Here is a 21,811-nt window from a genome sequence, read left to right as displayed (position 1 = left end):
CGCTGGACGAAACATTTAACTTCCATTCTTCTGCCGAAACCCATTGCTGAATCCGTCCCGAACTCCGATATTTTGATAGGATGTGTTTTTAAACTGTGCTATGATTTTTGCAGACGTACTCCTTTGGAAATCAAGCAAATATGGGAAAAACAATCTGCATCGTCAATCAGAAGGGCGGGGTTGGCAAAACCACGACAGCCATCAACCTTTCGGCCTGTCTGGCTCTCTCCGGTAAAAAAGTTCTCCTGGTAGACGTGGACCCGCAGGCGAACGCCTCCAGCGGTCTGGGAATCACGTTGCCGGACGATGCCCTGGGTCTCTATGATCTGATGATGGGGGAGGCGACGCTCGAGCAGGTGATTTACCCGACAGAAATAGATACCCTGAAAATCATCCCCTCCTCAGTCGATCTCACCGGCGCGGAAATTGAACTGGTTTCCTGTGAGAACCGCGAGAAACGATTAAAAACCGTCCTGCAAGGGACGGAGGAAGAATATGAATTTATCCTGATAGATTGTCCCCCGTCCCTGGGATTGCTCACGCTGAACGCCCTGGCGGTTTGTCAGTCGGTACTGATCCCCATGCAGTGTGAATATTATGCGTTGCAGGGGTTGAGCCATCTGCTGAAAACTTTGAAGCTGGTCAAGCGCTCCCTCAATCCGGAATTGAAAGTCGAAGGCATTCTTCTGACCATGTATGACGGCAGGACCCTGCTGGCGGGTCAGGTCCGCGACCAGGTCAAAAAATACTTTCAGGAATTTCTTGTTGAAACGATCATCCCGCGCAACGTTCGTCTGAGTGAAGCCCCCAGCCACGGCAAGCCCGTCATCCTCTACGCCAACCGCTCCCGCGGGGCGGAATCCTATATCGAGCTGGCAAAAGAAATTATTTCCCGCACAAAAAACGGCGCCCTGCAAAAAGACTCAAGAGGTGAGCGCGTCGCATGAATCGAAAAGCCTTGGGCAAGGGAATCAATGCCCTGATTCCGGACTTTGAAATAGGGGTTCCGCAGTCCGGGGGCGCCGGTCCGGGGGTGGGGGAGCTGTTGATCGACGAAATTTCTCCAAACAAGCTCCAGCCCAGAAAATACTTCGACGACGAAAAACTTGAAGAACTCGTGCAGTCTATCCGTGAAAACGGGGTTCTTCAGCCTGTGGTCGTGCAAAAAGGCAAAAATAACGGTTATGAGCTGATCGTCGGTGAGCGCCGCTGGCGCGCCAGCAAGAAGGCAGGCCTTAAAAAAATTCCAGCAGTCATCAGGGAAGTCAGTGATACGGAATCCCTGGAGCTCGCCATCATTGAAAATATTCACAGGCAGGATCTCAACCCTATCGAGGAAGCCGAGGCCTACTCGCGGTTGGCGAACGATTTTGGGTTGACTCAGGAGAAGCTGGCCAAACGGGTGGGCAAAAATCGAACTTCCGTCACCAATACATTGAGACTGCTCAAGCTACCGCAAAGCGTCAAAGAGGAAATGGTTGCGGGGCGATTGTCCATGGGGCATGCGCGCGCACTCCTTGGTTTGGAGTCCGTGCAGGACATGGAAGCCTTGAAAAAGGAAATCCTGAAAAAGGATTTGAACGTTCGGCAGGTGGAAGGCCGGGTCAAGCAAATGAAAACCCCGCCTCATGAGGCGCCTCCCGCCAGGAAAAAAGATGTTTTCATTAAAAATCTGGAAACGGAAATGGAGCGTAAGCTGGGGACGAAAGTTGAAATTGTCCCGCGCAAGAAGGGCGGTAAGGTTGTGGTCACTTATTATTCAGACGATGACCTGGAACGCATCCGCGGCATGATCGTGAAAAAAGTAAATTGATAAAAAACTGAAGTCAAACATTTGGTAGGGGAGATCGTATGGCGCAGAAAAAAGACGACGCCGAGCTGAAGGCCTATATGGGCGAGGACGCTGTTTTCAATGGTTCGCTGACTTTTGAGGGGACCGTGCGAATCGATGGCCGCTTTGAAGGCCAGGTGGTAACGAAAGACACGCTTATCATCGGTGAGTCTGGAAGGATCATTGCGGATATCAACGCCGGAACTATTATTTGCAAGGGCAAGGTCGAGGGCAACCTCATCGCCTCCCAAAGAATTGAGTTGCATTCTGCCAGTCAGGTTGTGGGTACTGTGAAAACTCCATCGCTTTTTGTGGAAGTTGGCGGCATCCTGGATGGGGAGTGCGATATGTCGAGCCAGGGAAATAAGGTCGTTGAGTTGAGGAAAAACGAAGTGGTCGGAACCGGCTGATTCCTTGCAAGAAAAACAGTGCACCTCTATTGATAGCAGCGCTGGAATTTTTTGGCAACGGCAGCGCAGTGCGGTCCGCCACTTTCAGATGATAGTACCAACGTTTATCCAATCCATTAAAATTCCAACTGCAATTCCTCAGGACATCCAATAAATCAGTGATTACGGGGTAATGTTTCCTGCGGAATTTTCCGCTATGATAATCAATGAAAAAGAAAATCCGGGCAAAGGTTCGCTTTATATTGTGAGCACCCCCATCGGCAACCTGGGGGATTTCACCATTCGCTCGGCGGAAATTCTAAATGGGGTGCAGTTCATTGCCGCCGAAGATACCCGGCGGACGCGAATTTTGTTAAATCATTACGAAATTAAAACCCGACTGACCAGTTTTCATAGTTACAACCAGGAAAAAAAAGGGCCGCAACTCATCAGCCTTTTAAACGAAGGGCAGGACATGGCCCTGGTCTCGGATGCGGGGACTCCGGGAATTTCGGACCCTTTATTTCATTTGGTGCAACTGGCGTTGGAAGCGGACATTCAAGTCCTGGCTCTGCCAGGGCCCTCGGCGGTTCTGGCGGCGCTCACGGTTTCAGGATTGCCCATGGATCGGTTTGTGTTTGAGGGATTTCTGCCGGTGAAGAAAAGAAGGAAGACGCGTTTGGAAGAATTGGCCCTGGAGAAACGGACCATTGTTCTTTACGAATCGCCGCATCGAATTCACAAGACGCTACGGGACTTACACAGCGTCCTGGGCAACCGCAAGGTGGCCCTGGCCAGGGAACTGACCAAGTTATTTGAAGAAGTGATTCGCGGCAATTTAGGGGATTTGGTCGAATCGCTCAGCGAAAGAAAATTGAAAGGCGAGATCACTCTGGTGATTGCCGGAACTTCAAACAAGGAGAGCTAGATGGCAATCATTTCAATCATTGGCCCCAAGGGCGGGATTGGAAAGACCACATTGTCCATTAATACCGCCGCGTCCCTGACGCGGGCGCTGGCCGGGCAGGGTTTGAAGAACAGGGTTTGCCTGGTGGACCTGGACTTGCGCCTGCCCACCATCTCCAGCATTCTGGACAGTCATCCGCGTAAAACGTTTTACGACCTTTTTGAGATCCTTGCCAGCAAAACCCATCAGGCCGAAATTCTGCAAAACCTTTACCAGATCATCAGTACCTTCAAAAATTATCTGGAAGGACATCTTGCCTCCAACAGCCGTCAGCTGGAAAAAAGCCTGTCTGTTTATAAGACAATCAATACCAACCTGTTTTATTTTTCAGATTTTAAGTTTGGCAACGAAGTTTACGATTTATTTCTCCAGCGGGGAAAAATCGAACGTCCGTCGCACATAAAAGCTCTATTGCCCATTTTAGCTAAAATAGATGCTATTGAATTTAAGGCCATTTTGGGCGTTTTTCAAGAGGCGGCGCGGCCAATGGTGGCGGAGTTTGTCAATTTTATTGAAGAGTATGGTTTCTCCATTATCGGCGGCGAAGTGCCGATCATGGGCAAAAAAAATCATCGCAAAAGAATCAACGAGCCCGCCTTCCTGTTGCTGTTTCTGGAGTTTCTCAACGAGGTTTATGGGAAGTTTGATCACATAATTTTAGACACGCCTGCCGGAGGCGTCAATCATCTTTCCTCGCTCATGAATTCCATAGACCAGGTCATTTTGGTGTTTGACATGAGTAACGTCATCGCCATCAACGGAAGCCTGGACGCCCTGCATTCCTTCATTGATTATTATGAAGACTTTTTTGATGATTTTAACCAGGACCGCTTGACGGGCCTTGACAAGGCCCATGTCAACCGGCTGGTAGCGGCAAAAGGCCAGCAGGCGATCGCGGAGTCTCTGCGTAATAAAAAAATAGGTGTTTTTTTCAATCGCTGTCAGGGAGCGAATGAAATCAAAGATTGTCTGCGCCGGTTACGAGAATACCTGGATACGCTGGATAAATATGAAGAATACAAAAACCGTATATGCATCGTGGGAATGATGCCTCAGCACAGAATCATTAATATTACCAATAACCGCGGGGCCTTATTTTACGATAAGGACAGGGAATTGAAAAGCCGACTGGACCTTGTAGCAAAAAGTATTATGTCGGAAAATGCATCCAGCCCGACCCTGGCGAGCTCGGATGAAGAAATTCTGAAATATCTTCACAATAAAGGGAAATCCAGTCTGGCGGCTGGAATAAGTCGTCTGGCCGCAAGTTTCAGCTGATCTGCTTATGGGAAATCCAAAACTCAACATTATAACCCCGCAGGAATTTGACTTTATGCAGGATAAAGATCCTGCCGGGGACTACGACCGTGAAACGCGGGAGGTGTTGTACAAAATCATCCAAAAACTGGGGGATCAGGGTCGCAAATGTTCCCGCCAGGAAAAAAAGATATTTAAGAAATTCGCAGGCGCCAACTTCGGCATTCTGATCAGGCGAGGAACCGAATCGGAAGGGAAAATTCTCCATCCGGGGGCAGTGCGCGTGGAAGGAAATTTCGAAGGGGAGATCCTCATCAACCAGACCTTGACGGTTGAACCCGAGGGCAAGGTTTTAGCCAGTATATCTGCGGCAACGGTGATTTGCCGGGGACTTATCGAAGGCAATATCCAGGCCCTGGTTCAGGTTCGCCTCTGTAAGGGATCTACGGTGCGTGGAAGCATTTATACCCCCTCGCTCCACGTCGAAGAAGGAGCGTTTTTTGAAGGCCGATGCTCCATGCCCAACCAACCCGGAGAAATTGCCATCCAGGAAAAGTCCAAGCCCTGGAAACTCCTCTCTGCGGGGTGATTATTTTTCTACCTGGTTACCATAATTACAACAATTTACTTTGAAATTCGTTGATTCCGCGTTAAGATTAAATGACGCAAGCCCGTATAATTCAATTGGTTGAAAAGGATCTAGATAAAGTGAATCCATTGGAAAGTACATCCTCTGCCAGTTCAAGCTTTTCCAGCGCTTCTACCGATCGCAAGCTGGCGGTTCTTAATGTTCCCGACTATAATCTGATTGCCAATAAAGATCCGCGTGGGAGTTACGACCGCAAAACGCGGGAAAACCTGTATTGGATCATTGAAAAGCTACAGGGGAACCCTGTGCGGTTGACCTCATTGGAACGTCGTTTGCTGGAAAAATTTGGCAATGCCAGTTTCAGCCCGTTGAAGGCGCAGGATAAAAAGGTCAAGTTTGAAGTCGCCTGGTACCGGTTGTCTCTGGGGGTCAAGCGGTATTTGAAATTGACAGCCATGGCCTTTTTGATTCTGGGGACAGCCACCTGGATGATTTACCAGTTTGGTGTTGATTCCGAGACGCAGCGGGAAATAGATATGGCTTATTATGCAGGCATGAACCGCGTGGGTCTGGTCTCCAAAGAGGATTTTGAACACATTAATGAAAACCTGACCGCCACGTCCTTGAAACTGGCGGAAACCCGCAAAAACAATGTCGAGCTCAGTCGCATGGTTGAGCAGATGATCCTCAATAATCAGGTCACTGAAAATTTTAAATACATTTTAAAACAAATCTACCAGGATCCCCGGACAAAATATGTTAAAAAGGGGGACCAGGTATCGCTGGTGTTCAATGATCGCAACATTGCAAGCTACAAAAGCCGACCGGAGCTTTGGTATATTGTGGGGGTCATTGAAAGCGGGGTGATTCGGGTGTATTACGATAATGAAAAAATCCTCGAAACCGAGGCGATTTTTGGACGCACCGGTGAGGAAACTCCCGCCGGCGAATATGAAATTGTAAATAAAGTTTTTAAACCCACCTGGTATAAAAAGGAAACGCTCAACGGCAAAACCCGTGTCCGCGCGATTCCCTTCGGCCATGAGGAACACGATATTGGCCGTTGGTGGATGGGGCTCAAGAAGGTGGGCGAGCCTGTCAAGGGAAGTTATGGGATTCACGGGGTCAATATCCAGAAGGTCAATGAGTTTTACAAAAAGAATTTCGATTGGCGAAACGGCAGTGCGGGATGCCCAAATATACAGGGCTGGTATTTGCAATTCCTGGCGAAGGTGGTGCCTGTGGGAGCGCATGTCAATATTGTGCAAAAAGACAAATGGCAGTCAGAACAACAAGTGTCTCCTCCCTCCGCCGCATAAAGCCCTTCCTTATATTTCTACTCCAAAAATTTTGAATTGAGTAACGACCTGTGAAAAAACTCTGGGGCGGCAGATTCCAAAAAACCACCGATTCGCTCATGGAGCGTTTTTCGGCTTCGATTTCATACGACCGGCTTCTCTACGCCTATGATATTGAGGGAAGCATTGCCCATTGCAAAATGCTGGCGAAATGCAAGATCATCAAACAGGCTGAAGCGAAAAAGATCATCGGCGGCTTGCAGAAAATTCGTATTGAGTTTGATGAAGGACGCTTCAAGGTTCAGGAACGTCTGGAAGATATTCACATGAATATTGAGAGCCGCCTGGCGGAGCTTGTGGGGCCGGTGGCCGGTAAACTGCATACGGCGAGAAGTCGGAACGACCAGGTTTGCCTCGATATCCGCATGTATTTGCGGGACGAAGTGGCGGAGATCATCCAGGAAATAGAGAGCCTGGGTAAAACCCTGCTGGCTCTGGCGAAAAAGAATATTGACCATATCATCCCCGGCTACACGCATTTACAGCGGGCGCAACCGTTATTATTATCGCACCATCTGCTGGCGCACCTGGAAATGCTTCTGCGCGACCGCGAGCGCCTGCAGGACGCTTTGAAACGAATCAACATCATGCCTCTAGGTTCGGCGGCGCTGGCGGGAACCAATTTTCCCATCGACCGCGAGTATACGGCGAAGTTGCTCAAGTTTCCCGAAGTGTCCCACAACAGCATCGATTCGGTGAGCGATCGCGACTTCCTCATCGAATTTTGCAGTGCGGCTTCGATCCTGATGATGCACCTCAGCCGGTTTTGTGAAGAGGTGGTGCTCTGGTCGTCGAGCGAGTTCAATAGAATCGAGTTGTCCGATGCGTTTTCGACGGGCAGCAGTATCATGCCGCAAAAGAAAAACCCCGATCCGGCGGAACTCATCCGTGGTAAATCCGGGCGCGTGTATGGCAGTCTGGTTGCCTTGCTGACGCTGATGAAATCCTTGCCGCTCGCTTATAACCGGGACTTGCAGGAAGATAAGGAGCCGGTGTTCGATACGGTCGAAACCGTAAAAATGTGCCTGGCGGTTTTCAATGGCATGATAAAATCGGCGAAATTTAAAAAAGTTCCTCTGGAAAACCTTCAGTCCGAAGGGTTTTTGACCGCCACGGATATAGCGGATTATTTGGTTTTACAGGACGTCCCCTTCCGCGACGCGCATGAGATCACCGGAAAAACGGTGGCCTATTGTATAAAAACCAAAAAAAATCTGGAACAACTCGCATTGGCGGAGTTTCAAGATATTTCTCCAAAGTTTAAGAAGGACGTTCTGGATCATATTGCCATTGAAAAATCCGTGGAAAGAAAAGCCTCCTACGGCGGCACCGCCCGGAAAAATGTGGTTGCGCAGATGGCGCGGCTGCAAAAAAAAATAAAAAAGGCTGAATAGAAGTTTTTTGCCGGTCCAGAAACGGGCCCCTGAAAAATTTCCGGTACCAACACGCAACCTTTGGAAGGCGCTAAATGAATAAAAAACATTTTATAATCCTGGGAGTGATTTTAAGCCTTTGCCTGCTACAGACCGCCTGTGGTCATAAAGGGCCGCCTCAACCTCCTAAGGAGAATGTTGCGCTACCGGCATTCAAAATTTTTTGATTCCAGTTGTCTTTCCTGAGTGAAACTTATTAATGCCCAACCCAACCCCCATCAAGGCCCGACCCATGAACAAAGACCAGATCGCGATCTACCTCAATGAGCACCTGGAGTTTTTCAATGACTATCCCGAGCTTTTAACCAAAATCCAGGCCATCGATATGCAGGATCTGCCCCTGGAGCCATTGGGAACATTGAGTCTGGCGGACCGGATCATCAAGCGGGCGCACGCCGATAAAGAGCATTTGAAGAGCAAACTGGAATGGTTTGTGGAAATTTCTCAGGCCAATGAAAAAATTCAGGAGCACCTTTTCGAAATTGAGCGGTCGATTCTCACCAGCTCCAACCTGAATCAGCTGGTGGAGCAACTTCGGGAAGATATCAGCTCGCGTTTTGCCATTCCGCATGTGTTGATTTGCCTGGTGGATGAGGAAGACTACTTTATTGAAAGTAAATTAAAGGAAAAATACGGGGAAGGCCTGAATAACGCCCTGCGTTTTGTGGATCAGGCAACGGCCACCCAGTGGTTTGCCGGCGGCAAGGACCCGGTCATGAATGGCGAAATCGAGGGCGAATCCGAATGCTTTGAAGATGCTGAAAGCAAGGAAGCCATAAAGTCGGAGGCGTTGATCCCGATCATGGTTCGAGGTTCAGTTGCGGGAGCCATAGTGCTTGGCAGCACAAAACCTTTTCATTTCCATGCGGGCCTGCGCACCGATTTTCTGCAAAGAATGGCGGGCAAAATGGCCATCGCTCTGGACAATATTTTTCTGATCGACCGTCTGCGCCGCCAATCGGTGGTCGATAAGCAGACAGGGTTGTATAACCGGGCCTATCTGGAGCCGGTTTTGCATCGGGAATTCAATCTGGCGGAACGCCGGAAGAAAAATTTATCCTGCATCAAAATGCAGATTGACTATTTCGATGATCTTTTGGATACTTGGGGAGAGGCGGAAGGGGAAACCGTTCTCGAAATCATTGGAACAATTCTGACGGGCAATTGCCGGGCCTGTGATATTTTAATTCGCACGGATATCGGGGAGTTTTTGATTCTTTTACCGGAAATCGACCCGCAGGGCGCAACTCTTGTGTCTCAACGCATTCGCAAGGCGCTGAGCGAACCCCATCTCAAGGAATTTGAAGGCTTTGCGAAACTCACAGTCAATATAGGGATGGCAACGTATCCAGGAACTTCGATCGCGACACCGGAGGATCTCCTGCATGAAGCCTCCAAGGATTTGACAAGTACTAATGAATTGGCTGAAAAACGAGCGGTATGACACCATTGATACGCAAAGCAAACTATGAAGACGCCGAGGCGATCCAGAACCTGATCCTGCTTTTTACAGAGAATGGACAGATGCTGTATCGGTCCCTCCCCGAAATTCAACAGAACATCGACACCTTTCTGGTTTGTGAACAGGAAGACCATCTGGCGGGGGTTTGCAGTTTGAAAACTGGCGGGGACCAATATGTGGAGGTTCGCTCGCTGGTTGTTCACCCACGCTTCAACCGTCAGGGAATTGGAACCGCACTCGTCAGGGAGTCCATCGAGTGTTCCCTGGCCACGGATTCGCAGGTTTTGTTTGTTTTAACTTACGCCGCGCCCCTGTTTATAAAGCTGGGATTCGGAGTCGTCGATAAAAGCACCCTGCCCATGAAAATATGGAACGATTGCCAGTCCTGTCTGCATCGCGACAAGTGCGATGAAATCGCTCTGACCCTTTCCCTAAAGGCTTTGAAAACAAGCCGATTGAAAAACATTCCCTTGAACAATTCACCGGAAGTTTTATACTGAGAGCTTAAGGATACGGGGAAATTTCGCTCAGGCTAAGGATAATGATCACTCCTTGCTGGCCGGGTTGACCCAGAAACCCAACTCAGGGGGGAGTCATGTTCATAAATTCCATATTCAGTGCGTTGTCCGGCATGCGGACATCCGCTACGAAACTGCAGACCAGCGCCAATAATCTGGCAAACTTACAGACTCCGGGGTTCAAAAAAAGCCGCACAGAAATCAGCGATGTGTCGTCAGGTGGCGCCCAGGTTAGCGCTGTCACCCGATTATCGACTCCCGGCTCCCCGATCCCAACCACAAACCCACTCGGACTTGCCGTTAACGGCGAGGGTTATTTTCAAGTGAGCCTTGCCGACGGCGGCACCGGCTTCACACGCGCCGGCAGTTTCAAAATAGACAACACAGGTCAAATAACCACTTCATCAGGCAATCCCTTATCTCCCCCGGTATCGGTTCCCGGCAATGCCACAGGTGTCTCCATCGACTCTTCAGGCCAGGTCTCGGCAATTGTTGGCGGGTCATCCGTGACCGTTGGGCAAATTGAACTGGCCCAATTTAACAATCCGGGCGGATTGACGGCTGAAGGAGGCAACCTGTTCAGCGCATCGTCGGGGCCTTCCGTTTCGGGGACGCCTGGGTCGGGTTCCAGAGGCACGGTGATTTCCGGAGCTCTGGAAAGTTCCAATGTGGATATTGCCGAGGAAATAGTCGGTCAGATCGTTTCCAAAGCCGCCTTCAAGGCAAACGCCAGCGTTATTCGAGCGGCGGATGAATTGATCGGCTCGCTCCTGGATATCAAATCTTAAAACAAAAATTCTATAGCAGTTGTCAACTTTTTTTCTCGTCTTCGTCCCGTAACCGGGGATTAAATATTATCATCGAAAATAAATTCCCGGCGCAAACCCTTTCAACACGAGGTCTCTCCTCCTGGGTTGAAAAAATGATTGAAAGCAAATTGCATCGGGACTAAAATCCAATCTATAGGTTGCCGGAAACCTTGACCCTTCCAATCCCGGAAACGATTCGACCCCGTCGCATTAAATCGTGGATTTAAACTCTATCTTGATTCCTTAACCGATGCCGCACGCACAAACTCAATCGAATCCCTGTCCGACCTGCAAAGGCCGGGGCTATACGCTGAGCAACCAGAACGGGCGGCTGCATGTGGCCCCCTGCGATTGTTTCCTTTGCGACAAGTGTGAAGGCGAAGGCCGCATTTTCACGCAGAATGCTAAGGGCCGCTCGTATCTTGTGGATTGCGAATGTTCCCAGCTCAAAAAACGCTTTCGCCTGCTGGAAGATGCGGGAATTCCCGGAAAATTTGCAGAGGCGGATTTCGATTCGTTCGTAAAGCACCATCAAACCCAGGGGCGGGCCAAGGGGGTGGCGATGGATTTCGTGACGGACTTTATAAAATCCAAAAATAATTTCGGCCGCGGATTGATTTTCATGGGGCCTCCGGGTCTGGGCAAAACCCATCTCGCCATCGCCATCATCAAGGCGCTCACTTTGGAGGCGGGGGTTGACTGCCGGTTCGTTGATTTTTTTCAGCTCCTGTCCGATATCCGCCACGGTTTTTCCGAGGATTTGTCCGATCAGACATTTATCAAGCCCTATCAGGAAGCCCGTGTTCTGGTGATCGACGAGTTGGCGAAAGGCAGAAATACAGAGTGGGAGCTGACGGTGCTCGATCAACTCATTTCCAACCGCTACAATGCCGCCGACAAGGTGACGATTTTCACCACCAATTACCCCAGTGAACTGGTGATCGAAAAAAAAGAGAGCAGAAGTACCTCTGGCGATGGGGCTCTCAAAAACTACGCCGATGCCTATACACGCGAAAGTCTGCAGGAGAAAATTGGCGCGCGGGTTTACTCGCGGTTGGCCGAGATGTGCAAATTCGTGATGATCCAGGGCCAGGATTTGCGCCAAACAAATATTCCCGCCACTCAGCGTTACCCCCGCCCCAAACGATAAATTCCACTTTTTCTTTCGCTTAACCGCTGGTCAAAATCTCCCCTGTGACCTATATTTCAAGCCGGGAAGGAGGGTGCCATGCCCACCAGAAATCAACTTGCCAGAGTGCATATTGCGAAAAAGGAACTGAAGCTCACCGACTCTCTGTACCGGGATTTTCTTGAACTCTGGTTTGGCAAGCGCTCTTCAAAAAACTTTACTTCGGATGAAATCGAAGCGCTGTTGACTCACTTCAAGGGATTGGGGTGGGAACAGTTTCGCTCGGCACCGCAAAATCCTCTATTGGCCAGCCCGGCTCAGCTTTATAAAATCCAGAAACTGTGGATGACCGGCCCCGGCGTCCGGGTCAAAACGCTCGCCGCTCTTAAGCACTTTTTGAGTCATCATTTTCACATTTCCAGTTTGGCGGCGGTGAAGGCCGCACAGGTAGGGTCGATTTTTGGAGCCATCCGCAAAATTGCCGAAGGCCCGGCGCCGTCTGCGGGTCCTGAAAAAACTTCCAAACCGCAAAATAATACGATTCTGTTTTAGGGGAGGTGGGAATGCCGATGGTGTTTTTAAGAGGGGCGATGCTTTAGAAGGAAATATAAAGGATTAACTATTTGGGAAGGGGGCACGCGGGGGGTTGCCAGAATGGCTTCCCCCCACGTTTCTTTCAGGGAAAATTTCGATGTTTCCAACTCAACCTTTGGTGGAGGATTAGGAGTCAGGAATCAAAACAATGGCCCTGAAATATTGTCAACCGCTTCAGGCGGTGTCAGTCTTCGGAAAAGTTAAGTTCTTCGTAAGTCATCGGTTGAACTTTTTTAGCTTCGGTCTTCTTTTGAGTTTTGCGGCCTTTATCTTTCGCCCCGACATTTTTATTTTTGATGTTCTGGTCGAAGAAATCACCCCAATACCGCTGACTCAATGACTTGGCCGTAATGACTTTTTTCACTTTCCCTTTGGCTGTTAAAATTTTTACGGGATAAAACATACGACCCTCCTCCATGACGACCCTTGAGCATTATTGTCTGCAAAAACTTCCGGGAGCGCCGAAATGCTCCTTTGGTTTTTAAGGCCTTATGGGGTATCATTGAGAAAAATCCATCCCAGTCGAATCTCAACTGGAATTTACCTGCATCAAACAAGCAATCCATAAGGCCACGGCAACGAGGGGCATCACGTTTCTTGAAATTAAAAAACCCTCTACTATTAAGATGTCGCAGAACCTGTTTGGTTTCCTGTTTGCTGTTCAACATATTTGGCGTTTGGAGAAATGTTTTGAAAAATCGTATTTTATTATTTTTAGCCGTTGTGGTTTTTTTTAGTTCCGCCTGCGAAAAAAAGCTGAAGGAACATCCTCTGCCCGAAAGCCTGAAACAAAAAATTATCAAGCAAAGTGACCCAACGCTACAAGCGAAAGAAATCTCGGGAACGATCACCGTTGATCCAAGTCATGCAAACTCCATTCCAAAAAATGCCAGGCTGTTCATTATCGCCCGTCCCGAAGGTGTAGAAGGGGGGCCGCCGCTGGCAGTCCAGCGTCACAGTCTGGTGGAGTTTCCCTTCAATTACAATATCGGCCCTTCCGATGTAATGCTTGAGGGGAATCAGTTCGAAGGGGCGATTACCATCAAGGTGAGGCTCGATCAGGATGGCAATGCCAAGGCCACAGCTGGAGATATTGAGGGTCAACGGTTGAGCCAGGCGGGCGACAAACAGGTGGATATTGTGTTGGATAAAATGGTTGTTCTTTCGAATAATTCCGTTCGCGGAACTATTGATATCGATCCGGAATTAGCGAAAAATTTGCCGGAGACCTGGAAATTATTTCTCTTTGCCCGGCCCGAAGGAGTTGCCGGTGGACCGCCGCTGGCTGTCAAACTTTTGGATTCGGTCAAATTTCCCTACGCTTTTTCGATCGGCCAGGAGAATACCATGATGCCGGGGTCGGTTTTTGAGGGCGAGTTGACCTTGACGGCCCGTATCGATCAGGACGGCGATGCGCGTTCGGGGCCGGACGACCTGGAAGGAACGGCAACCATCACTGCGGGCAATCAACAGGTGAAGATAGTCATTGACCGGCGCGTGGGTGCCAATTAGTTGATGGCATCTACAGAGTTGGGTTGGCAGGAAAATGGCTGAGCGTCATGGGTCCCATACAATGGCTCATTTTGGCGGCCAAATAAAATGACCGGCGGTCCAGCACCACAGGAGATAAGCTGGAAAATATTTTGCGGAGAGGGGTTAAGCTTCAGGGCCCATAAATCGAATAAAGTTTTCCAGAATTTCAAGGTCAAACTCTTTGTTCATTTTCTTTCCCATAACAATGAGGGCGTCAAAGGGAGTCAAAGCCCTTTTATAGGAACGATGGGTCGTCAGGGCGTCATAGGCATCCGCTACTTTGCAAATCCTTGCGAAATGCGAAATGTCATTTCCGGCCAGGCCATTAGGGTAGCCAGTTCCATCATATTTTTCATGGTGTTGGCCTGCCATCTCTATGATGCGGGTTGAAAAACAGTTTACAGCCTCCAGCATCTCCTGCCCATAGGCTGAATGGCCTTTAGCATGATTGAATTCGTCATCTGTCAATCCGGAATTTTTGTTGAGGATTTTGGGGTCAATTTTGGATTTCCCAACATCGTGCAACATACCGCCGATACCCAGATCCCGGATATCATTTTCGCTCATCCCGGTTTTAACCCCATAGGCCAGACAGTAAAGCCCGACGTTCACACTGTGAGTATAGGTGTAATAATTTTTAGCGGTGATCGTGAATATTGAATGAAAATTGGCATCCGCATCGGACAAACATTCACCCATGACTCCCACCACTTCATCGGATGATTTAAGGGTATTTAGCGAGCCATTGTGCACAAAAAAATCCTTCATGAGATCTTTCGAGACCTCATAAGCTTTCTTGGTTCTATCCTCGAAGGATATATTGTCGTCGGCCATCATGTTTCTGAGTTGAGCCGTGGCTTGATTGAAGTACTTACCGATATCTTCCTTCCTGATGAAAAAGTCCTCAGTTCCCTCCTTTTCTGCAATCAACTTCTGGGCTTTATCTTGGTTCTCAGGATCGGCACTGACTAGTTTGACAAACCGGATGGTTCCAAAGGATTCGGTCTTATAAAAAATTTCGAAATTCTCTTGTATTTTACCCTTCAGGTATTTGAGGTGCACCGGTCGAAACTGCTCCTCGTCACTAGTGTCTAACTCTGTTTCCATAGGTTTCCTGTCTTAAAAGAGGTAAAAGTTTAAACTTTATCGGCGAAAAAAACGAGCTGGGTTAGAGTAAAAATCTCGAAGGCCAAACAGCCCCATCAGCAACAGCAAAATCTGGCTGAACAGATCGCCGTGCCGGGTATAAAAAGTCCGTTCTCCTTGGTTGGGCCTGATTTCGGTGATGACGATATCTTCTTCAAACAGTTGGGTCGCTTGCCTTATGGCGCCGGTCGGGTCGATGGTCCCCGTGATTCCCGTATTGGCGGCGCGGACAATGGGAACGCGATTTTCCACGGCGCGCAGGGCCGCCATGTCCATGTGCTGGTAAGAGGCGGGGCTTTTCCCAAACCAGGCGTCGTTGGTGATATTCACCAGAAATTGCGCCCCGTGCAGGATCGGTTGCCGCACCAGATCGGGGAAGGTGATTTCATAGCAAATGGAAATCGCCAGCTTGGTACCGTTCAGATCAAAAACCTTGTCTTCCGTTCCCTGGCCGAAATCGCCGATGCCTTCCACCATTTTGCTGACAAACCATAAGAGTTTTTTAAAGGGGACGAACTCTCCAAAAGGCACGAGATGAATCTTGTCGTAGCGGCCCAAAGTTTCGCCGTTGGCGTCGATCAGGTAGGCGCTGTTATACAGGACGCGTTTTTGATTGGTAAATTCCCCGTAAGGACTGCCGAGTAAGAGAGGCGTTTTAGTGATCTGAACGATGTCTTTTATTAACGCGCTGTTTTTTTTATCGAGGGAATAGTAAAACGGGATGGCGGCCTCGGGCCAGACGATGAGATCCGGTTGTGACTGTGCAGCTTTGAGACTGAGCTTCCGGTAAGTATCCACCACCTGATTCTGGTAAAGGGGGTTCCATTTCAGGTGTTGCTGAATGTTGCCCTGAGCCAGCCCCACTTTGAGAGATTTTCCTCCCGTTGAATCATTTTTCCATTGTCCCAAGGCTATCTGCCCGTAACCGATCCAAAAGACCCCTATTGCCAAGGAAAGCCCCAACACCCCGGCCACCTGCTTGTTACCCTGCCGGGATTCCTTGCGTGTCAACCAGGTGTTCAATAAATAGAAGAGACTGGCGTTGATGAAAACGATCAACGTGGAGATGCCATAGACTCCTGTTATTTCTGCCATTTGAATGACTGGCAGGTTCCCTGATTGGGAATACCCGAGCCCCAGCCAGGAAAAGCCATATTGGGAATGGGTGGACCGTAAATATTCCAGCGAGGTCCAGAGTCCGGGAGCGAGGAATATAAAATATAAAGGATTTCCGCGACTCCACTTTTTGAGAAGATAGCAAAACAGCGCCATGTAGAGGCTCAGATAAGCGGCCAGAAGCAATAAAACCAGGTAGCTGACGATAACAGGGAGGTTTCCGTAATTGACGATGGTGTTGGTGACCCAGCGCAACCCGAAAAAATAAAAAACCATCCCCGACCAGAACCCAAAAGCGGTGACCCGTAACAAGGGCTGATCCTGGATGAGGAAAAACAGCGGGATCAAGGAAAACCAGGCGAGTATTTCAAGGTTAAACTGCGGAAATATCAGGACCAGCATCAGACCGCTTAAGGTCGATAAGGTCCAGGGTCGTCTGCTATCAATGGTTTGCACTGGGCTTTTTTTCGAACATGGGTTATAGTAAAAAGAGTAATAATGCTAAAACAAAGGAATTACTGGCTTTGAGTTCTCAGAAAGAGTTAATAGACAGCTTTAAAAAGGTTTGCATTTGCCGCAACGTAAAGGCCAGTACCATCACGGCCGCCCTTCGTCAGGGGACGTTGTCTTTTGAAGCGCTGAGGAGTAAAATTGGTGTCGGAACCGGGAATTGCAAAGCGAAAAGGTGCCGAGGTCCTATTGAAAAAAGGGTCAAGGATTACAAAGAAAGCATGAAAGAAGAACTGGAAAAACCCGCCGTCTGAGATCACCCGCCCTGCGTGGACGATCGTTCATTTGTTGCCACCCGCCATTCCGGTTTAAGAAATCCACTGACTCGATTCCCTTCCTCCGAATTTTTATTATAACCTGCTTAGAAAAAAGGCGTTTCAGGAAGTTACTGAAGTGAAGCCACGGCCTTTGCGATGCGCTCAACGCCCTGCCGGATATTTTCCTGTGTCGTGGCGAAGGACAACCGGATATTGTTGTCGGCCCCAAAAGCCACTCCGGGAACCAGGGCGACTTTGGCTTCTTTTAATATGAACTTGCAAAACTCAACCGACCCCGCCACCGATTGTCCCTGGAAGCTCTTTCCGTAAAGCGCGGAAAAATCCGGAAAAGCATAAAAGGAGCCTACGGGGCGATAGCAGGTCAACCCGTCAATTTTCGTCAGCAGATCTACAAGGAGATCCCGCCGGGTATTAAACTCTTTTACCATATGGTCGATTGTATCCTGCGGGCCCACCAGAGCTTCGACGCTGGCCGCCTGGGAAATCGACGTGGGATTGGAAGTGCTTTGGCTTTGAATTTTGTTGACCTGCGCGGCAATGTCACGGCCCGCCGCAAGGTACCCGATCCGCCACCCGGTCATGGAATAGCATTTGGACATGCCGTTGACGACTACACAATTGGCCTGCATTTCTTTGCTGAGCGAGGCGATGCTGACATGTTGGAAGCCATCAAAAACGATTTTTTCATAGATTTCATCTGAGATCACCAGCAGTTTATGCTTCAAGGCGCATTCCGCGATGGCTTCCAACTCCTCCTTGCTATAAGCGGACCCGGTGGGGTTGGAGGGGCTGTTGATGATGATGGCGCGGGTGTTCGGGGTAACGGCGGCCTCGATTTGTCGGGCTGTAATTTTGAACTCGTTCGCGTCTGTCGTTTCAATGATGACGGGAGTGGCGTTTGCCAGACGTATGATTTCAGGGTAAGACAACCAGTAGGGAGCCGGGACGATGATTTCATCTCCCGCATCCCAAAGGACCTGCGCGAGGTTGTAAAGAGAGTGCTTGGCGCCGCATGAAACCACTATTTGATCGCGCTGGTAGTCCAGGCCGTTGTCCTGCTTGAATTTATGGACAATGGCATCCTTCAATGCATTGGTGCCGCTGACCGGGGTGTAATAGGTATCGTTATTCTGAATGGCCCGGATGGCGGCCTGTTTGATATTTTCAGGCGTATGGAAATCCGGCTCCCCGGCGCCGAAACTGATAACGTCTTCACCCTTGGCCTTTAACTCGTTAGCGAGCGCGGTGATTTCCAGGGTCAGGGAAGATTGGACTGTTTGAATACGCTTGGAAAATTTCATTTTAAATTGATTTTCTGAAGCCCTTGAGTGACGCTCTCCGGGACGAGGTTTGAGATATCTCCACCGTGGCAGGCAATCTCCTTGACCAAATTTGAACTGAGGAAGGAGTATTCCTGGCTGGGGATCATAAATAGAGTTTCAATGGTTTCATCAAGAGTTCGGTTCATCAACCCCATCTGCAACTCAAACTCAAAATCGGAAACCGCTCGCAACCCCTTGATGATGACGCGCGCGTTTTTTGCATGCACAAAACTGGTTAAAAGACTGTCAAAGGGAACAATTTCAATATTGTCAATATCTTGAGAGGCATCAATGATAAACTGGACGCGTTTTTCCTGCGAAAATACGGGGCTTTTTTTGGGATTCAAAGCCACGGCCACAACCAGATGGTCAAAAATTTTGACCGCCCGCCGCATAATATCTAAGTGACCGTTGGTGACAGGGTCAAAGGTTCCTGGATAAATGGCAATCCGTTTCATTTTTACAGGTTGTTTGTTGAGGGGAAAAACGCTGAATTATATCCTTAATTTATCAATTCTCAAGCTAAAAGTCAGACCCGAAATAATTCTTCAGTCCAAAACCCAATGGGTTTATTTTCATCCCGATAATCTGGATTGAATCAGAAGATGGAGAAGGTGCGCTCCCTTCAAAGATTCCGGAATTCCTGAGAAACCTGAAAATCAGAATTGTCCTATTGTATTCCGGCCTTCGTAAAGAGTTAAATAAAGTTGAAAATCTTCTGGATTCTTACAATCTATCTCTTGAAAAATAATTATGTTCCCGCGCAATCCGATATTTTCCTTTTGGCGATACATTCTATTGAGCCTGATTCTGGCCGCCACTTTTTTTTATATGGATCGCCTGCTACCCCTTGGATTCGCTGGAGGCGTTCCCTACATTTCGCTGGTTTTGGTCGGTTTATGGTCGGAATCTCGCAAGCTCATTATTTTTAACTCCCTTTTGGGAACGGTTTTAACGGTTCTTGGGGCGCATTTTTCTCCAGTTGATTCGGATCAGGTTCTTGCCAATTACAATCGCCTGCTGGCCAACGGTACTCTCTGGCTCACGACTTATTTTTGTTTAATGAACCTGCGATGGATGGAGGAAAAATATCGTAGCGAACTTCTGGAAAAAGCCAACAGTCGTCTTAAAAAAGAAACCGGCTATGTTCAATTGAACCGTGACATTGCGTCTTTCACCAATTTGTCACGCTCGCTGGACGACGCCATCACCTACAGCTTGAAGAAGATTTGTGCGTTTACCGGTTGGCCGGTCGGACATCTCTACTTGTTGGGGGAAGACGGGCAAACTCTTTTTCCATCGGGTATCTGGTATCTGGAGGATAAAAAAAGGTTTGAAAATTTTCGTGAAATTACTCAGCAAAACCCGCTGGCCTCTGGAGAAGGTTTGCCGGGGCGTGTGATTGCTCAAGGAAAGGCACAGTTTATTTTGGACCTGAAAGCAGATCCGAATTTCCCAAGAGGTGCGTTTTCAAAAGAAATTGGTGTGGTTTCCGGATTCGGATTTCCAATTTTAAGCGAGGACACGGTGGTCGGTGTCATGGAATTTTTCTCATCAATCCCCATGGAACCTGAAAAAAGGCTGGTGGAAGTGATGGAAAGCATCGGTGTTATGCTTGGGCGCGTTATTGAAAGAACCCGGGCCGATCAGAATAAGGAGAGTTACAGCGTTAACTTACGGCAGTTGTATCACAAGCTCGATTCTATCCGCGAAGAGGAGAGCAAGAGAATTGCACGGGATGTTCACGATGATCTGGGGCAGGTGTTGACCACTTTAAAAATAGAACTGTCGTTGCTGGACAATAAATTGTCCGAAAAAAAAGTGGATGTTAAGGAAAATATGCGGATGATGTTCAGCCTCATTGAAAAAAACATTCAAGTGGTAAAAAAGATTTCCCGGGATTTGCGCCCACCGGTATTAGATTCTTTGAGTTTGACGGAAGCCATTGATTGGCAGGGAACGTTGTTTCAGGAAAAGACAGGGGTGAAATTCAGTTTATCCACATCCCCTTCCCAAATAAATCTGGACGCACCAAGGTCGATCACCCTCTTTCGGATATTTCAGGAATGCCTGACAAACATTTCCCGGCATTCAGGCGCCAGCGATGTTCACGTCGATATTATCGACCAGGATAAAAATCTGGTCATGCGAGTGCGGGATAATGGCAAGGGCATTGCTGAAAAAGAAGCCAAAAATAATTTGTCCCTGGGGGTTCTGGGCATGAAGGAACGGGCGCAAATGTGGGGAGGCGAGGTTGAAATTGCGGGAGTGAAAAATGAAGGGACAACCGTCACCATTAAAATTAAATCGGATTGAGATCAATGGCAGAAAAAACAGAGACGATTCACATACTGATTGCGGACGATCATCCGGTGTTCCGGCAAGGTTTGCATCGCGCATTTGCCGAAAGCTGTGGCCTGCAAGTGGTTGCAGAAGCTGTAAACGGCTCGGACTTATTGGAAAAAGTCCGGGCGGCGAAGAAGGTTGATATTGTATTGCTGGATATCACTATGGATGGGGAATGGAGTCTCGATTACATGAAAGAGTTGAAAGGTGAATTTCCCGATTTGCCGGTAATCGTGCTGAGTGTCTACCCGGAAGAACACTTTGCCATGCGTTATATCAAGGCAGGCGCTTCCGGTTATGTTACCAAGGAAAGCCCGCTGGAGATTTTAGAGCAGGCCGTACGCAAGGTGGCTGCAGGGGGGCGGTTTTTGAGCCCTGAGTTTATGGAGAAAATGGCTTTTAATTTTTCCAGCAGCGTGAAACAACCGCATGAATCACTTTCCAATCGGGAGTTTCAGGTTTATCGTCTGCTGGTTTCCGGGGTCTCACTGACGGCAATCGCCGAGAAACTCTTTTTGAGTGTGAAAACCGTCAGCACGCATCGCAGCCGCATTCTGCAAAAAATGAAAATGGAAACCAACGCCGAACTCATTCAATATGCAATCTTTAATAAGTTGATTTAATTCAGAAATCGTTTGAAAATAACCTCCAACACAACATCTCCGCTGCCCCCTCCCCCTCTTTTTATATTGCACAAGATTTGACTATTGGAATCATGAGAGTTAGGCGTTTTTCTGATAGTCGATCGGGTTTGTTCTGTCTGGAAAAGCAGGTATCTCTTATACGACAATAAGGCTTGTCTGATTTCCCTTCTTGCCCGGATTGTCTAAACTCCCATCAACTATAAAAGCTTTTATTTCTTTACACTTGGAATTTTTTTATGCGGCTCCAAAACTTAATCAGAGCTGGGACTTGCCCTCCCTTCCTTGCCTGGTGGCAGGGACTCTGATTAAGTTTTGGAGCTTTTTTTTGTTTTTTTGTTAAATCATCGAATCTAAATTGCGTGAAATTTTAGAGAAGAGGATTGACGAAAATGGAGGGGTGCCCTGAGGCACCAGGTTAGATGCTTGGGAAGTAACGGGGTTGGTTGGATTTCAACCTTCCCTGAATAGACTCACGTTGAAGCCATAATTTTAAGGAGGTTTCTAGTATGAGGTTAAATAGAAGGAAATTCTTGCAGGTGAGCGCTGGTGTAGCGACAGCTATGGCGTTATCAAGCAAGAA

22 protein-coding genes are annotated in these 21,811 nt (G+C 48.5%); 17 read left to right on the top strand and 5 right to left on the bottom strand.

Annotated elements, in window-relative coordinates; translation table 11 throughout:
- The first annotated feature begins 140 nt into the window (after positions 1 to 140).
- From O3C58_10850 to O3C58_10790, 13 genes are all read left to right on the top strand, one after another.
- Positions 141 to 947, top strand: a complete 807-nt coding sequence (locus tag O3C58_10850; GenBank protein ID MDA0692358.1) for an AAA family ATPase — start codon at positions 141 to 143, stop codon at positions 945 to 947.
- Positions 944 to 1,813 carry a ParB/RepB/Spo0J family partition protein gene (locus O3C58_10845; GenBank protein MDA0692357.1) on the top strand — a complete coding sequence of 290 codons (870 nt, stop codon included), beginning with the start codon at positions 944 to 946 and terminating at the stop codon, positions 1,811 to 1,813. Before O3C58_10850 ends, O3C58_10845 begins: the two co-directional genes overlap by 4 nt.
- Before the next feature lie 38 nt (positions 1,814 to 1,851).
- Positions 1,852 to 2,241 carry a polymer-forming cytoskeletal protein gene (locus O3C58_10840; GenBank protein ID MDA0692356.1) on the top strand — a complete coding sequence of 130 codons (390 nt, stop codon included), beginning with the start codon at positions 1,852 to 1,854 and terminating at the stop codon, positions 2,239 to 2,241.
- 196 nt (positions 2,242 to 2,437) lie between these two features.
- The gene (gene rsmI / locus O3C58_10835) at positions 2,438 to 3,148 is read left to right on the top strand and encodes a 16S rRNA (cytidine(1402)-2'-O)-methyltransferase (GenBank protein MDA0692355.1); all 711 of its coding nucleotides are present in this window, start codon (positions 2,438 to 2,440) and stop codon (positions 3,146 to 3,148) included.
- The gene (locus O3C58_10830) at positions 3,149 to 4,465 is read left to right on the top strand and encodes an AAA family ATPase (protein MDA0692354.1); all 1,317 of its coding nucleotides are present in this window, start codon (positions 3,149 to 3,151) and stop codon (positions 4,463 to 4,465) included. It begins immediately after the preceding gene.
- Positions 4,466 to 4,520: 55 nt separating this feature from the next.
- Entirely contained in the window at positions 4,521 to 5,033 is a 513-nt protein-coding gene (locus O3C58_10825; protein ID MDA0692353.1) for a polymer-forming cytoskeletal protein, read from the top strand.
- A gap of 71 nt (positions 5,034 to 5,104) precedes the next feature.
- Positions 5,105 to 6,352, top strand: a complete 1,248-nt coding sequence (locus tag O3C58_10820; protein MDA0692352.1) for a L,D-transpeptidase — start codon at positions 5,105 to 5,107, stop codon at positions 6,350 to 6,352.
- 50 nt (positions 6,353 to 6,402) lie between these two features.
- Positions 6,403 to 7,785, top strand: a complete 1,383-nt coding sequence (argH, locus tag O3C58_10815; GenBank protein MDA0692351.1) for an argininosuccinate lyase — start codon at positions 6,403 to 6,405, stop codon at positions 7,783 to 7,785.
- 238 nt (positions 7,786 to 8,023) lie between these two features.
- Complete coding sequence (locus O3C58_10810) at positions 8,024 to 9,268, top strand: DUF484 family protein (GenBank protein MDA0692350.1); 1,245 nt, start codon at positions 8,024 to 8,026, stop codon at positions 9,266 to 9,268.
- Entirely contained in the window at positions 9,265 to 9,786 is a 522-nt protein-coding gene (locus O3C58_10805; protein MDA0692349.1) for a GNAT family N-acetyltransferase, read from the top strand. Before O3C58_10810 ends, O3C58_10805 begins: the two co-directional genes overlap by 4 nt.
- A 95-nt stretch (positions 9,787 to 9,881) precedes the next feature.
- Positions 9,882 to 10,592 carry a flagellar hook-basal body complex protein gene (locus O3C58_10800; GenBank protein MDA0692348.1) on the top strand — a complete coding sequence of 237 codons (711 nt, stop codon included), beginning with the start codon at positions 9,882 to 9,884 and terminating at the stop codon, positions 10,590 to 10,592.
- A 271-nt stretch (positions 10,593 to 10,863) separates the two neighbouring features.
- Entirely contained in the window at positions 10,864 to 11,763 is a 900-nt protein-coding gene (locus O3C58_10795; GenBank protein ID MDA0692347.1) for an ATP-binding protein, read from the top strand.
- Positions 11,764 to 11,841: 78 nt separating this feature from the next.
- Complete coding sequence (locus O3C58_10790; GenBank protein MDA0692346.1) at positions 11,842 to 12,294, top strand: regulatory protein GemA; 453 nt, start codon at positions 11,842 to 11,844, stop codon at positions 12,292 to 12,294.
- Positions 12,295 to 12,520: 226 nt separating this feature from the next.
- Here the strand turns inward: O3C58_10790 and O3C58_10785 are convergent, their stop codons facing one another.
- Entirely contained in the window at positions 12,521 to 12,739 is a 219-nt protein-coding gene (locus O3C58_10785) for a hypothetical protein (GenBank protein MDA0692345.1), read from the bottom strand.
- Between the two features lie 287 nt (positions 12,740 to 13,026).
- Here O3C58_10785 and O3C58_10780 point away from each other — a divergent pair, with 287 nt between their 5' ends.
- A complete protein-coding gene (locus O3C58_10780; protein MDA0692344.1) occupies positions 13,027 to 13,848 on the top strand; it encodes a hypothetical protein in 822 nt (273 codons plus the stop codon).
- 144 nt (positions 13,849 to 13,992) lie between these two features.
- Here O3C58_10780 and O3C58_10775 read toward each other — a convergent pair whose 3' ends face one another.
- Complete coding sequence (locus O3C58_10775; protein ID MDA0692343.1) at positions 13,993 to 14,976, bottom strand: HD-GYP domain-containing protein; 984 nt, start codon at positions 14,974 to 14,976, stop codon at positions 13,993 to 13,995.
- A gap of 36 nt (positions 14,977 to 15,012) precedes the next feature.
- Entirely contained in the window at positions 15,013 to 16,587 is a 1,575-nt protein-coding gene (lnt, locus tag O3C58_10770; GenBank protein ID MDA0692342.1) for an apolipoprotein N-acyltransferase, read from the bottom strand.
- 68 nt (positions 16,588 to 16,655) lie between these two features.
- Here lnt and O3C58_10765 point away from each other — a divergent pair, with 68 nt between their 5' ends.
- Positions 16,656 to 16,895 (top strand): (2Fe-2S)-binding protein, encoded by a 240-nt coding sequence (locus O3C58_10765; GenBank protein MDA0692341.1) that lies wholly within the window; start codon positions 16,656 to 16,658, stop codon positions 16,893 to 16,895.
- A gap of 131 nt (positions 16,896 to 17,026) precedes the next feature.
- On the opposite strand, the gene O3C58_10760 is transcribed toward O3C58_10765, so the two are convergent.
- Together O3C58_10760 and coaD are read right to left on the bottom strand one after the other, a co-directional pair.
- Complete coding sequence (locus O3C58_10760; protein MDA0692340.1) at positions 17,027 to 18,220, bottom strand: pyridoxal phosphate-dependent aminotransferase; 1,194 nt, start codon at positions 18,218 to 18,220, stop codon at positions 17,027 to 17,029.
- Positions 18,217 to 18,699 carry a pantetheine-phosphate adenylyltransferase gene (gene coaD, locus O3C58_10755; protein ID MDA0692339.1) on the bottom strand — a complete coding sequence of 161 codons (483 nt, stop codon included), beginning with the start codon at positions 18,697 to 18,699 and terminating at the stop codon, positions 18,217 to 18,219. Before coaD ends, O3C58_10760 begins: the two co-directional genes overlap by 4 nt.
- Before the next feature lie 295 nt (positions 18,700 to 18,994).
- Here coaD and O3C58_10750 point away from each other — a divergent pair, with 295 nt between their 5' ends.
- Together O3C58_10750 and O3C58_10745 are read left to right on the top strand one after the other, a co-directional pair.
- Complete coding sequence (locus O3C58_10750) at positions 18,995 to 20,557, top strand: GAF domain-containing sensor histidine kinase (protein MDA0692338.1); 1,563 nt, start codon at positions 18,995 to 18,997, stop codon at positions 20,555 to 20,557.
- A gap of 5 nt (positions 20,558 to 20,562) precedes the next feature.
- Positions 20,563 to 21,210 (top strand): response regulator transcription factor, encoded by a 648-nt coding sequence (locus O3C58_10745; protein MDA0692337.1) that lies wholly within the window; start codon positions 20,563 to 20,565, stop codon positions 21,208 to 21,210.
- The last annotated feature ends 601 nt before the right edge of the window (positions 21,211 to 21,811 follow it).

This window comes from Nitrospinota bacterium (assembly GCA_027619975.1).
Lineage (GTDB): Bacteria > Nitrospinota > Nitrospinia > Nitrospinales > VA-1 > JADFGI01.
Note: the sequence above shows the minus strand (reverse complement) of the source record. Positions and strands in the feature narration are given on the sequence as shown.

Coding starts and splice junctions, on each gene's coding strand:
- O3C58_10850 (MDA0692358.1), top strand. CDS start 141: ATGGGAAAAACAATCTGCATCGTCAATCAGAAGGGCGGGGTTGGCAAA.
- O3C58_10845 (MDA0692357.1), top strand. CDS start 944: ATGAATCGAAAAGCCTTGGGCAAGGGAATCAATGCCCTGATTCCGGAC.
- O3C58_10840 (MDA0692356.1), top strand. CDS start 1,852: ATGGCGCAGAAAAAAGACGACGCCGAGCTGAAGGCCTATATGGGCGAG.
- rsmI (MDA0692355.1), top strand. CDS start 2,438: ATGATAATCAATGAAAAAGAAAATCCGGGCAAAGGTTCGCTTTATATT.
- O3C58_10830 (MDA0692354.1), top strand. CDS start 3,149: ATGGCAATCATTTCAATCATTGGCCCCAAGGGCGGGATTGGAAAGACC.
- O3C58_10825 (MDA0692353.1), top strand. CDS start 4,521: ATGCAGGATAAAGATCCTGCCGGGGACTACGACCGTGAAACGCGGGAG.
- O3C58_10820 (MDA0692352.1), top strand. CDS start 5,105: ATGACGCAAGCCCGTATAATTCAATTGGTTGAAAAGGATCTAGATAAA.
- O3C58_10810 (MDA0692350.1), top strand. CDS start 8,024: ATGCCCAACCCAACCCCCATCAAGGCCCGACCCATGAACAAAGACCAG.
- O3C58_10805 (MDA0692349.1), top strand. CDS start 9,265: ATGACACCATTGATACGCAAAGCAAACTATGAAGACGCCGAGGCGATC.
- O3C58_10800 (MDA0692348.1), top strand. CDS start 9,882: ATGTTCATAAATTCCATATTCAGTGCGTTGTCCGGCATGCGGACATCC.
- O3C58_10795 (MDA0692347.1), top strand. CDS start 10,864: ATGCCGCACGCACAAACTCAATCGAATCCCTGTCCGACCTGCAAAGGC.
- O3C58_10790 (MDA0692346.1), top strand. CDS start 11,842: ATGCCCACCAGAAATCAACTTGCCAGAGTGCATATTGCGAAAAAGGAA.
- O3C58_10785 (MDA0692345.1), bottom strand. CDS start 12,739: ATGTTTTATCCCGTAAAAATTTTAACAGCCAAAGGGAAAGTGAAAAAA.
- O3C58_10775 (MDA0692343.1), bottom strand. CDS start 14,976: ATGGAAACAGAGTTAGACACTAGTGACGAGGAGCAGTTTCGACCGGTG.
- O3C58_10760 (MDA0692340.1), bottom strand. CDS start 18,220: ATGAAATTTTCCAAGCGTATTCAAACAGTCCAATCTTCCCTGACCCTG.
- coaD (MDA0692339.1), bottom strand. CDS start 18,699: ATGAAACGGATTGCCATTTATCCAGGAACCTTTGACCCTGTCACCAAC.
- O3C58_10750 (MDA0692338.1), top strand. CDS start 18,995: ATGTTCCCGCGCAATCCGATATTTTCCTTTTGGCGATACATTCTATTG.
- O3C58_10745 (MDA0692337.1), top strand. CDS start 20,563: ATGGCAGAAAAAACAGAGACGATTCACATACTGATTGCGGACGATCAT.